Source organism: Actinomyces sp. 2119, assembly GCF_003591215.1.
Classification (GTDB): Bacteria; Actinomycetota; Actinomycetes; order Actinomycetales; family Actinomycetaceae; genus Actinomyces; species Actinomyces lilanjuaniae.
The window spans coordinates 328,710-341,152 of record NZ_QYRR01000003.1 but is presented as its reverse complement, the minus strand read 5'-3'; the positions used below and the strand labels follow the sequence as shown (position 1 = coordinate 341,152).

8 protein-coding genes are annotated in these 12,443 nt (G+C 69.1%); all 8 read left to right on the top strand.

Annotation, left to right across the window (positions count from 1 at the left end; genetic code table 11):
- Window positions 1-45 precede the first annotated feature (45 nt).
- A complete protein-coding gene (gene argS / locus D4740_RS05185; RefSeq protein WP_119835866.1) occupies window positions 46-1,722 on the top strand; it encodes an arginine--tRNA ligase in 1,677 nt (558 codons plus the stop codon).
- 124 nt (window positions 1,723-1,846) lie between these two features.
- On the top strand, window positions 1,847-3,349 hold the full coding sequence (lysA, locus tag D4740_RS05180) for a diaminopimelate decarboxylase (RefSeq protein ID WP_119835865.1): 1,503 nt from the start codon (window positions 1,847-1,849) through the stop codon (window positions 3,347-3,349).
- A gap of 453 nt (window positions 3,350-3,802) precedes the next feature.
- On the top strand, window positions 3,803-5,608 hold the full coding sequence (locus tag D4740_RS05175; RefSeq protein ID WP_119835864.1) for a DUF5979 domain-containing protein: 1,806 nt from the start codon (window positions 3,803-3,805) through the stop codon (window positions 5,606-5,608).
- Between the two features lie 371 nt (window positions 5,609-5,979).
- Window positions 5,980-7,341, top strand: coding sequence for a homoserine dehydrogenase (locus D4740_RS05170; protein WP_182911341.1), 1,362 nt, complete (start codon window positions 5,980-5,982; stop codon window positions 7,339-7,341).
- A 1-nt stretch (window position 7,342) separates the two neighbouring features.
- Window positions 7,343-8,242, top strand: a complete 900-nt coding sequence (gene thrB / locus D4740_RS05165; protein WP_119835862.1) for a homoserine kinase — start codon at window positions 7,343-7,345, stop codon at window positions 8,240-8,242.
- 136 nt (window positions 8,243-8,378) lie between these two features.
- On the top strand, window positions 8,379-9,527 hold the full coding sequence (locus tag D4740_RS05160) for a CE1758 family FMN-dependent luciferase-like monooxygenase (protein ID WP_119835861.1): 1,149 nt from the start codon (window positions 8,379-8,381) through the stop codon (window positions 9,525-9,527).
- Between the two features lie 20 nt (window positions 9,528-9,547).
- The gene (locus tag D4740_RS13430; RefSeq protein ID WP_119835860.1) at window positions 9,548-9,934 is read left to right on the top strand and encodes a hypothetical protein; all 387 of its coding nucleotides are present in this window, start codon (window positions 9,548-9,550) and stop codon (window positions 9,932-9,934) included.
- Between the two features lie 312 nt (window positions 9,935-10,246).
- Window positions 10,247-12,403: a transcription termination factor Rho gene (gene rho, locus D4740_RS05150; RefSeq protein WP_119835859.1), complete on the top strand. Its 2,157-nt coding sequence runs from the start codon at window positions 10,247-10,249 to the stop codon at window positions 12,401-12,403.
- Window positions 12,404-12,443: the final 40 nt, after the last annotated feature.

Below are 12,443 nucleotides of genomic sequence, written 5' to 3'. Positions count from 1 at the left end.
CTGTCGCGGGGTGAGGTGCGACCGACTGCCTGTACGCTTGCGCGCGTGACCCCTGAAGAGCTCGCAGCAGCAGTCCGTACCGTCCTGACGCAGGCCGTCGCCGACGGCTCCCTGAGCCTGCCTGAGGACGAGGTCCCCCAGCCGCGCGTCGAGCGACCCCGCAGCCGGGACCACGGGGACTGGTCCACCAACGTGGCCATGCAGCTGGCCAAGAAGGCGAGGACCACTCCCCGCGCGCTGGCCGAGCTGCTGGCAGGCCGGCTCGCTGACGTCGCGGGCGTGGCCCGCGTGGAGGTCGCGGGACCGGGGTTCCTCAATATTCGCCTGGACGCCGCCAGCGCCGGCGTCCTGGCTCGTACGATCGTGGAGGCCGGGTCCGCCTACGGCCGCAACGAGACCCTGGCAAGCCAGCACGTCAACCTGGAGTACGTCTCAGCCAACCCGACTGGCCCTGTCCATCTGGGCGGGGCACGCTGGGCCGCCGTCGGGGACTCCCTGGCCCGCGTCCTGGCCGCGTGCGGCGCCACCGTGACCCGTGAGTACTACTTCAACGACCATGGCGCCCAGATCGACCGCTTCGCCGAGTCCCTACTGGCCTGCGCCAGGGGGCAGGAGATTCCCGAGGATGGCTACGGTGGCTCCTATGTCGGCGAGATCGCCGCCCAGGTGGTGCGCGCCGAGGTGGCTGAGGGACGTCCTGACCCTGCGACCCTGCCTGACGGGGAGGCGGCCGAGGTGTTCCGCTCCCGCGGCGTGGCGCTGATGTTTGACTCTATCAAGGCCGAGCTCCACGCCTTCCGCAGCGATTTCGACGTCTTCTTCCACGAGGACTCTCTCCACACCTCAGGTGCAGTGGATCGTGCCATCGGTCGGCTGCGTGAGCGCGGCGTCATTGAGGACCGTGACGGCGCCACCTGGCTGCGCACCACCGACTTCGGCGACGACAAGGACCGGGTGCTCATCAAGTCCAACGGCCAGCCCGCCTACTTTGCCGCGGACGTGGCCTACTACCTGGACAAGCGTGCACGTGGGGCCGACTGCTGCATCTTCCTCCTCGGCGCGGACCACCACGGCTACGTCGGGCGCATGATGGCCATGTGCGCTGCCTACGGGGACGAGGCAGGCACCAACATGCAGATCCTCATCGGCCAGATGGTCAACCTGGTCAGGAACGGCCAGCCGGTGCGCATGTCCAAGCGGGCGGGCACTATCGTCACCCTGGAGGACCTGGTCGAGGCTGTGGGTGTGGACGCCGCTCGCTATGCGCTGGCCCGGTCCTCCATGGACTCCATGATCGACATCGACCTGGACCTGCTGGCCTCCTCCTCCTCAGACAACCCGGTCTACTACGTCCAGTACGCCCACGCCCGGACCCGCAGCGTGGCTCGCAACGCCGCCGAGCACGGGGTGAGCCGGGAGGCGGGCTTCGACCCGGCCGCGCTGGGCACCCGGGCTGACGCCGACCTGCTGGGTGTCCTGGCCCAGTACCCGGCCACCGTGGTCCAGGCGGCCTCCCTGCGCGAGCAGCACCGGGTGGCCCGGTACCTGGAGTCCCTGGCGGCTGCCTACCACGCCTGGTACGGGGCCACGCGCGTGACCCCTCGCGGGCAGGACCCGGTGGACTCCGGGCACGTCGCCCGCCTGTGGCTCAACGACGCCGTCACCCAGGTGCTGGCTAACGGGCTGGAGCTGCTGGGGGTCAGTGCCCCGGAGCGCATGTAGGGCCGACCGAGGCTGTGACGTCGGCCGCCTCCTCGGCCCCGGTGCGCCACCGTCAAGCCCGGTGGTCCCTGTCCCTGCTCGTCCGTCCCCGCTCGTAGCCGCTCAACGGCCCCAAGGAGTCTTGATGTCCTCTGCCTGCGCCCCGTTTCCTGCCGTCCCCGCCTCCTCCCAGGTCCCCGTCGGCGAGGCCCCCCTGGGCGCGCTGGTGTGTCCCGAGCCGCAGGAGCGTCCCGACCTGTGGCCAACCACGGCGCAGCGCACCTCCGTGGGTGAGCTGGCCCTGGGTGGTCTGCGAGTCAGTGAGATCCTGGACCAGGCTCCCTCTCCGGTCTTCGTCCTGGATCGCTGTGACCTGCGTGGTCGTGCTGCTACCTGGAGTGCTGCCATGGCCGAGGAGTTCTGGCCCGGCTACGGCATGTCCGGAGGGGAGGCGTTCTACGCGGCCAAGGCCTTCCTCAGCACTGGGGTGGGGCGTGTCTTCCTGGAGGAGGGGATGGGCATCGACACCGCCTCGCGCGGTGAGCTGGCGGTGGGTCTGGACGCCCTGCGGGCGGTCGAGGGGGACGGGTCCGTGACGGCGGCACGGCGGCTGGGCCTGCACGGCAACGGCAAGACGCAGGAGGAGGTCTCCGCCGCCGTCTACCACCGCGTGGGGCACCTGGTCATCGACTCGCCTGAGGAGGTCGGCTACGCCGTCGCTGCGGTGCGTCACTGGCGGGAGAGCGGGCACTACGGCCCCCGGGAGCGGGGCGGGGTCATGGTGCGTCTGACCACAGGCATCCACGCCGGAGGCCACGACTACGTCTCCACAGCCCACGAGGACCAGAAGTTCGGCCTGTCCGTGTCAAGCGGTGAGGCGCTCCGGGTGGTAGAGGCGGTCGCAGCAACCGAGGAGCTGGAGCTGGTCGGCCTGCACTCCCACATCGGGTCCCAGATCATGGACCTGGCCGGCTTCAGGCAGGCGGTCGCCGTGGTCCTGCGCCTGCGTCATGAGGTCGCCGCCAGCACCGGGGTGCTGTGCCCCGAGGTTGACCTGGGCGGCGGCTACGGTATCGCCTACACCGGTAACGACCCCGTGGCGCCCTCGCCCGCTGTCGTGGCCAGGACGCTGGCCCAGGCCGTGCGCCAGACCTGTGCCGAGATGGGCGACTCCATCCCTCGGGTCTCGGTTGAGCCGGGCCGCAGCGTCATCGGCCCTGCCATGGTCACCCTCTACACGGTGACCGGGACCAAGCGTGTCGAGCTGGAAGCGGGTACCAGTCGGCTCTACGTGAGCGTGGACGGGGGCATGAGCGACAACATCCGGCCCGCGCTGTACGGCTCGGCTTATACCGCGCTGCTGGCCAGTCGGCTGCCGGAGCCAGGGGCAGGGCTGGTGCGTTCCCGCGTCGTGGGCAAGCACTGCGAGAGCGGTGACGTGGTGGTGCGTGACGTGGACCTTCCGGCCGACATCAGGGTCGGGGACGTGCTGGCGGTGCCTGCGACCGGGGCCTACGGCCGTTCCATGGCTAGCAGCTACAACCTGTTCACCCGTCCGGGCGTCGCCTGGGTGGAGGGAGGCCGTCAGGGCTGGGTGCTGCGCCCTGAGACGCTGGAGGACCTGCGTGGGCTGGAGGGGGACCTGTAGAGGACCCGCAAGAAAGCGGGGCAGTCTGGACCTGGTGTCGCCCCTGTATTGTCTGGGGATACTCTGAAAATAGAGTGACCGACCTAGAGGTCCTTTATTGTATGGTTTCTAAATAGGGTTGGCCGGGTAGGCTGCTGCAGAGTCCCCGGTGCGCGGAGACTGTTGTCTGCGGTGGCGCCAAGGCTGGTCGACACTCCTGCTGGGACTGGTTTTGCGCCGAGGGCCGTCGGAACGGGAATGGTCTCTCCAGTCGCTGACGATTTCCTGTGAGTATCTAAACTCTTCCTGAATCAACAGAAAAAGGCGGACGCGGTCGCTCCTTGTGACAAGGTGGTTACAATCATTGCGGACATGTCGCGGACGGTGCGCCAGCGGGCGTGCTGCGCTCCTGCGATGAGTGGAGAAGTGACTCCCTCCGTCCTGTGTCCTCAACCCTTTGAACTCGGAGACCTTATGAACACAGTGTCAACGGGCATCGCGTCTCGCCGTGCCCTCGCAGGAGGAGCGGTTGCCGTGCTGGTTGCCGCTCTCGCCCTGGCCCTGGCCGTGGTCACCCCACTGGCCTCCTCCGCTCAGGCCGAGGAGAGCACGGGGATCACCGTCAGCAACATGAGCCTGACCCGCGTCAACGGCAACAACGAGCCGCAGGAGGGAGCGCTGCTCTACTACGACAACGCCCGCCTGACCTTCGACTGGGACGCCTCGGGCGCGGACCTCCAGCCCGGCGACTCCTTCACGATCGACCTGGGAACCTACTTCGAGAACCTTCAGCGGTCTGAGTCACTGCCCATGTCGGTCAGCCACGACGGTGCCGACGTGGAGGTCGGTACCTGCGAGCTTACGACCAAGACCATCGTGTGCACCTTCTCCGAGCAGGTCACCCAGCTACGCTCCGCAGGATTCCACGGGTTCAGGGGCCAGGGGACCGCTCTGCTGGCGATCACGGAGACGACCACCTCGGCGACGGCCGACATCACCGCCAACGGCACCGCCTCGGTGGACCTGCCTGGCGGGGGAGGCATCGGGACCGGCCCGGGCTACGGCGACTGGGAGATCGACAAGTGGGCCTCCAGCTTCTACAACGACTACTCCGAGCTGACCTGGGGGGTCAATTTCGGTTCCAACTACGTGGCTGACCAGCTGGGCCTGACCCTGGACGGGCAGACGCGCCAGACCGTGACCTTCACCGATGAACTTGGTGCCGGCTCCACCTTCTCCACCGACATGAGCCGCTGGACCCTGGCGCTGAAGTACCTCAAGAACGACTCTGCCGGAGGCGGTGGCTCGGTGCTCACGCGCGCGGACGGTACTGACGACAGCACGCAGCGCGGGGACTTCGACATGGACGTGTCCCTGTCCTCCGACGGTCGTACCGCCACGATCTCGATCACCGGCCCCTTCGAGGCTGACGCCGACTACGCCATGGAGTACCCGGTCTCCTTCGACGGCGGCCAGGCGACCCAGGGGGTCTCCTACACCAACTCCGTGCTCCTGGACGGCACCGCTGCCGGTGACACCGAGACACGCTCCTACGTCCAGTACTTTGACATCTCCGTCGAGATGGAGCGGGGCTTCGGCGCCTTTAACATCACCAAGACGATCGAGGGCGACGTCCCGTTCACTGCTGAGGGCTCCATCTTCGTGGTGGACGTCGCCTACGAGCTCCCGGCCCCGGCCAGCTCCTACTCCGGGTGGAGCGCTCCCGAGGGCGACGCCCCCTCCGGCGAGGAGCGTTCAGGGACCACGTCGATGACGGTGACAGTCGGGGAAAGAACCCAGTTTGACGGGACCTTCCCGGCAGGGACCACCGTTACCCTGAGCGAGCACACCTCCGATGCCACCACTGATCACGCTGGCTACACCTGGGCCGCGCCCGTGTTCGTGGTGGAGGGGGAGGAGACGGACACCTTCACTATCGGTGACCAGGTCTCTACCAGCGTCTCGCTGATTAACACTGTGGTGTCCCAGGAGGACTCCTCCACGATTACCCCGGCACCGGCTGACGACGGGGCCCAGCCGCATCCAGAAGCCAGTGCCACCTCCGAGGGCTCCGAGCCTCCGGCGGGCGGCGGTGAGGACGGTGAGGGCCACAACGCCACCGCAGAGGCTGACCCGGCGCCCGCCACACAGGCGGCGCCCCCCTCCGGGGGAGGCCAGAGCCTGGCCCGTACTGGTGCGAACGTAGCCGCGTTCCTGGCTCTTATCGGAGCGAGTATCGGTGGCGGAACCCTGCTGCTGGCACGTCGGCGGCGGTCCTGAGACCAGGACGCCTTCCCTGGTCTGACCTAGGCGACGGGCCTGGACAGGCGGCCCCCGGCAGCGAGACCTCGCTGCCGGGGGCCGCCTTCGTGCGTCAGCGGGTCCTTCCGCCCGGGGCTTTCCTGCGGGACCTGGACCTGGCACGGTGAGCCTGTTCTGCGGCCGACAGCACGTCCTGGACGGGTGAGTCGGCTGCCTGACTGGTGCTCACCAGGCCCTCACGCGCCTATGCTGTGCCGGGCGGAGCTCGTGGAACCGCGCTCCGCCCGGTGCGGGTCATGGCTGCTGCAAGCCGCTGCGACCACCGTGGCTGCCGTGGCGGCACGGAAGCACGACAAGGCAAGACGACACGACAAGGCAGGATGGCAGAGGTGGAACAGGTGACCTCCCAGGCAGGGCGCACTCTCACTGTTGGTGTCCTGGGAGCCGGCACCGTGGGGACACAGGTGATCCGGCTCCTGGCTGAGCAGGCTGACGACTTCACGGTCCGCTCCGGTGCGCGGCTGGAGGTGACAGGCGTGGCCGTGCGTGACACGCGAGCCCGACGTGATCCCGCGGTCCCTCGCGACCTGCTCACTGACGACGCCACTGCCGTGGCAACCAGCAACGACATCGTCATCGAGCTCATCGGCGGTATCGAGCCTGCCCGCACCCTCATCCTGGCCGCCCTCAAGTCCGGGGCCAGCGTCATCACTGGTAACAAGGCGCTTATCGCTGCACACGGCCCGCAGCTCTACGCGGCCGCGGCGGCTGCGGGCACCGACTTCTACTACGAGGCTGCTGTCGCCGGTGCTGTCCCTGTGGTCTACGCGCTGCGCGAGTCCATGGCGGGGGACCGGGTGACCAGCGTGCTCGGCATCGTCAACGGCACCACCAACTACATCCTGGACGAGATGACCACCAAGGGTCTCTCCTTTGCCGACGCCCTGGCCACGGCCCAGGAGCTGGGCTACGCCGAGGCGGACCCGACGGCTGACGTCGACGGCCTGGACGCGGCTGCCAAGTGCGCCATCATCGCCTCCCTGGCCTTCCACACCCGGGTGGGCCTGGACGACGTCACCGTCGAGGGGATCCGGGACATCACCGCCGAGGACATCCGAGAGGCCCATGCCTCGGGCTGTGAGGTCAAGCTCCTGGCGGTCGCCCAGCGCCTGGGGCCGGGTGCCGGGAGCGGCAGCCAGGGCGTCAGCACTACCGGGGATACTGGCGGTACCTCTGGTATCTCTGTGCGCGTCCATCCCGCCCTCGTGCCGACCGACCACCCCCTGGCCAGTGTCCACGGGGCCTTCAACGCGGTCCTGGTGGAGGCTGAGAGCGCTGGCCGTCTCATGTTCTACGGGCAGGGCGCCGGCGGCGCGCCGACGGCCTCAGCGGTCCTGTCCGACGTCGTCGCCGCGGCCGCGCACCGGGTCTACGGCGGCCAGGCGCCGCGCGAGTCCAGCTACGCGGCGCTGCCGGTCCTGGGGCCGGAGGCGGCCGTCACCCGCTACCAGGTCCAGCTGCTCGTCGACGACGCTCCTGGCTCGCTCGCCGTCATGGCCAGCGTCTTTGCCGACAACGGCGTCTCCATCAACTCTGTGCGCCAGAGCGCCTACGTGGGGCAGGAGCGCGCCGTGGTCACGATCGTCACCCACCCGGCTGCCGTGCGGTACCTGGATGCCGCTGTTGATGGGCTCAGGCGCTGCGACCGTGTGGTAGAGGTCGTCTCCGTGCGACGTGTCGAGGGTGACTGAGGTGCGTCTGGCCCACGAGCGTGCCGCCGTGCGTGTCCCGGCGACGACGGCGAACATGGGGCCGGGCTTTGACTCCTTCGGCATGGCCTTCACCTACTACGACGAGGTCGAGGTCCGCGCCGTCACCGGTGCGACCCGCGTGCGTGTGGAGGGCGTGGGGGCGGGCAGTGTGCCTGAGGGGGACGACAACCTGGTGGTGCGCGCCCTGCGCGCGGGCCTGGACGCGGCTGGCGCTGCGCAGGCAGGGTTCGAGATGCGCTGCGTCAATCGGATCCCCCACGGAGGCGGCATGGGCTCCTCGGCCAGTGCCGTGGTAGCGGGGCTCGTGCTGGCCCGCGGCCTGCTCTCCGACCCCCGGGCGCTTGATGACAGCGCTGTCTTCTCCCTGGCCACCGAGTTCGAGGGGCACCCCGACAACGTGGCCCCTGCGGTCTTCGGCGGAGCAACGGTCGCCTGGACGCAGGAGGACGGAGCCCCGCGTGCGGCGCCGATGCCCGTGGACGCCTCGCTGCCGGTGAGCCTGGTGGTTCCGCCCTTGGCCACGCGCCTGTCCACTCGGCAGGCCCGCAAGGTGCTGCCGGAGTTCGTGCCCCGGGCTGACGCCCTGTTCAACACCTCCCGGGCGGCGGTGCTCATGCTGGCCCTGGCGGGGCGTCCGGACCTGCTGCTGGCGGGAACCGAGGACCGGCTCCACCAGGAGTACCGCCGCAGCGTGCTGCCTTCTTCCATGGAGGTCATGGACTCCCTGAGGCAGCAGGGCTACCCGGCGGTCATCTCTGGGGCGGGGCCTACCGTCCTGGTGCTGTCCCGCCTGGAAGGGGACGCGCGTGCCGCTCTTGAGCGGCAGGGCTGGACCCTGCTCACCCCCGGCATCGACATGGAGGGGGCCAGGCTGGTCTAGGGGTCGTCCTGCGCTGCCTCTGCGGCGTAACAGGTAGGAGACCTGGCGTGTGAGGAACGTCCTCAGTCCTAGTGGTTGATTGTTAAACTAGAAGACTCCTATGCTCCACTCCGGATCTTGAGGGAGAGGAGCCCTTATGCAGTTCGGTGTCTTCACCGTCGGCGACATCGTCACCGACCCTGCGACCGGGCAGGCGCCCAGCGAGCACCAGCGCATTAGGAACACCGTGGAGATGGCGGTGGCCAGCGAGCAGCTGGGCCTGGACTTCTTCGGGACCGGGGAGCACCACAACCCGCCCTTCGTCCCCTCCAGCCCCGTGGCCCTCCTGGCCCACGTCGCCGCCCGGACCCAGCGGCTTCTGCTGACCACCTCCACGACGCTCATCACCACCAACGACCCGGTACGTATCGCCGAGGAGTACGCCTACCTCCAGCACCTGGCCGACGGGCGTGTGGACCTGATGATGGGGCGGGGCAACACCGGGCCCGTCTACCCGTGGTTCGGCCAGGACATCCGCAAGGGCATCTCCCTGGCGGTGGAGCACTACGACCTCCTGCGCCAGCTGTGGCGCGAGACCAACGTGGACTGGGAGGGGGAGTTCCGCACGCCCCTGACGGACTTCACCTCCATGCCACGCCCGCTCGACGGCGTACCGCCGTTTGTCTGGCACGCCTCGATCCGCTCGCCGCAGATCGCCGAGCAGGCCGCCTACTACGGAGACGGCTTTCTGCACAACAACATCTTCTGGCCCATCGACCACGTCAGGAAGATGGTCGAGCTCTACCGTGAGCGCTTCGCCCACTACGGTCACGGCACCCCCGAGCAGGCGGTCGTGGGGCTGGGTGGGCAGCTCTTCGTGGCCGAGACCCGGACCAAGGCGGTGGAACGCTTCGAGCCCTACTTCCGCAACAGCTACGTGTACCAGGGGGCCGACCTGGAGGAGATGGTCCGGCACACGCCGCTGGCCGTGGGTACCGCGCAGCAGGTGGTGGACAAGTACCTGACCTACCGTGACCAGGTCGGTGACTACCAGCGCCAGGCCTTCATCATCGACATGGGAGGTATGCCCCATGCCGAGGTCATGCGGCAGCTGGAGGTCCTGGGGACCACGGTTGTCCCGGCTCTCAGGGCCGAGCTGGAGGGCTCCCGGCCCGCAGGTGTCCCGGAGGCTCCGCTGCACCCGCGCCACCGGGCGCTCCTGGAGGGCGGCGAGCCCCCGGCGGAGGAGCCCTTTGCCCTGGTCGGCGACTTCGACCCGCTGACCGGCCGAAAGGTGAGGATCTGACGTGGGTAGGGATCGCAGACGTGGATAGCGTGGCTGATGACGCCTACGACCGCGCCCAGATGGGACGCCTGATCAGGCTCGTGGCTGTTAACGCAGGCCTGGGGGCGCCGTCGACCTCGGCGGTGCTGGCTGAGCGGCTCACTGAGGCCTCTGTTCACCGACCTCAAGGCCCAGCCGGTGACGCTGTCGGTCTTCGCTGCCAGCGAGGACTTCGGGGCGTCCTGGGGGCGCAGGCCGCTTCTGAGCACCGCGAGGTACCACTGGGGGACAGGGGCGAGCGTGCCAGCGCGCAGATGGCCCGGCGCCTGCTGGCGCTGCTGGTACTTCTGCCAGGGCAGTGGCTGGCCGGACCGTGGGGCTGGCCCGGTGGTCGGCTGGACGGCTGCTTGCGGTCTACGGGATCGTGAGGGACGCCTGGTGTCGTCGGCGCGGAGCGCTCCCGCCACCAGGAGATGATCTACATTACGATGTATTCTGTGGTGCGGCGCGGTAGTGTGTACCTGCCCACGGTGGCGAGGCGCAGTGGCCCTACGGTGCCGTGCTGCTATGATGCGGCTGTCGGCCGCTCGGACTGCACCGTGCCGTCGGCTGCACGACCCCTGTTCATGAGGCACTGCCTCAGGAGGAAACCGGGCGTGCGGGCTCTCTCCGTGGATGTCTGAGGAGAGGCCGTAGGTGAACGCCTCCCCGCGTCGCTCCATCACACCGTAAGGACACTCGTGACCGAGACCTCGACCGCCCAGCCCTCGCTTTCCACGATGCGACTGGCTGAGCTTCAACAGCTTGCTGGCCAGATGGGCCTCAAGGGCATCTCTCGTATGCGCAAGAGTGAGCTTGTCGCTGCCATCCGTGAGGTAGACGGCTCCCTCGACCCCGCAGACGCTCCTCCTGCTCGGCGCGGGTCCCGGCGGGCCGCCGACAGGCCTGCTGCCGCGGCGGCAGAACCCGGCCCTGCGCAGGACCCTGGTACTCCAGAGCCCCAGGGTGCGGCTGAGGGTGACCAGGCGCAGGCCCCCAGGGGCACGCGCTCACGACGTCGTCGTGCGTCTTCCGCCTCCCAGGCTGGTGGGGCGACCTCCTCGGAGGCCGCCCCGGCCCTCGACCTGGGGCTTGACGCGCCAGGCGGGCCTGGTGCCGACACCCCTGACACCGACTCCGGTGTCGGTGCTGAGGGCAGCGCCAGCACGCAGGAGGTCGCTCCTGGTCGTCCCGAGCGGGGCGGACGCCCTGGGCGAGGGGGCCGGGACTCGGTCGACAGGCGGGAGAAGGCGCCTGTCGGTGACGACGGCGACGGCTCGTCGGAGTCTGCCGGGTGGGAGCCCCGCTCACGTGAGTCCCGGCGAGGCCGGCGTCGGGTCCAGGCTGCTGCGGGCTCGCCCGAGATCGCCCAGCGCACTGAGCTCTCTGGCGGCGAGGCCCGTGACCCCGAGGGCCACCGTGACGCCAAGGCCGCGCTGATGCGGGACCTGGCTGACGCCACGGGTACCTCCGTGGTCGACTCCGACCGTGGTCGGCGCTCCCGTGAGGAGGGCGGGGACGGTTATGACGAGGACCGGGGGGGACGGCGCCGTCGTGGCCGCAAGCGCGGCCGGGACCGGGACGGCCGCGACAGCCGCGACGGCGGTGAGGGGACCGGGCGCCAGGCCAGGACCCAGCCCCGGGAGGAGGAGGTCCTCCTGCCCGTGGCAGGCATCCTGGATGTCACCGACAACCAGCACGCCTACCTGCGGACCTCGGGCTACCTGTCCGGGCCCAAGGACGTCTACGTCCCTGGCCACCTCATCAAGGACAGCGGCCTGCGCGCTGGGGACGCCGTGACCGGGTGGGTACGTGAGGGAGGGGAGACCTCTGGCTTCGCGTCCGGCGGGCGGGGTAACCGCCGCCAGGGTCGTGCGGGTCGTGTCAAGTACAACCCGCTGGTGAGCGTGGACACCGTCAACGGTATGGACTCCGAGCGCTCCAAGCGGCGCCCTGACTTCTCCAAGCTCACCCCGCTCTACCCCCAGGAGCAGCTGCGCCTGGAGACCACGCCGAAGGCGCTGACCCCGCGCGTCATCGACCTGGTCTCACCGATCGGCAAGGGCCAGCGCGGCCTCATCGTCTCCCCGCCCAAGGCAGGCAAGACCATCGTCCTCCAGCAGATCGCCAACGCGATCAGCGTCAACAACCCGGAGGCCCACCTCATGGTCGTCCTGGTGGACGAGCGTCCGGAGGAGGTCACCGACATGCAGCGTACGGTCAAGGGCGAGGTCATCGCCTCTACCTTCGACCGCCCGGCGTCAGACCACACGACCGTGGCTGAGCTGGCTATCGAGCGGGCCAAGCGTCTGGTTGAGCTGGGCCAGGACGTTGTCGTGCTCCTGGACTCCATCACCCGCCTGGGCCGGGCCTACAACCTGGCCGCTCCCGCCTCGGGGCGGATTCTCTCCGGTGGCGTGGACGCCTCCGCCCTCTACCCGCCCAAGCGCTTCTTCGGTGCTGCCCGCAACATTGAGAACGGCGGGTCCCTGACCATCCTGGCGACAGCCCTGGTAGATACCGGCTCCAGGATGGACGAGGTCATCTTTGAGGAGTTCAAGGGCACGGGCAACATGGAGCTGCGCCTGTCCCGCCAGCTGGCGGAGAAGCGGATCTTTCCGGCCGTGGACGTGGCTGCCTCCTCCACCCGCCGCGAGGAGCTGCTCATCGATCCCGCCCAGCTCAAGATCATGTGGAGGCTGCGTCGGCTGTTCACCGGGCTGGAGCAGCAGCAGGCCCTGGAGCTGGTGCTGTCCAAGCTCAAGGACACCCAGTCCAACGCCGAGTTCCTCATGGTCATCTCCAAGACGACACCGAGCGGCACCTCGCTGGCCGACGCCGACGCTGACGCAGACTGACTCCGCTCTTGACTCCACTCTGCCCTGGGACCCCCTGCGG

What these genes read in the sequence shown, in the direction of transcription:
- D4740_RS05160 (WP_119835861.1), top strand. Translation starts at nt 8,379, where the DNA reads ATGCAGTTCGGTGTCTTCACCGTCGGCGACATCGTCACCGACCCTGCG.
- lysA (WP_119835865.1), top strand. Translation starts at nt 1,847, where the DNA reads ATGTCCTCTGCCTGCGCCCCGTTTCCTGCCGTCCCCGCCTCCTCCCAG.
- D4740_RS05175 (WP_119835864.1), top strand. Translation starts at nt 3,803, where the DNA reads ATGAACACAGTGTCAACGGGCATCGCGTCTCGCCGTGCCCTCGCAGGA.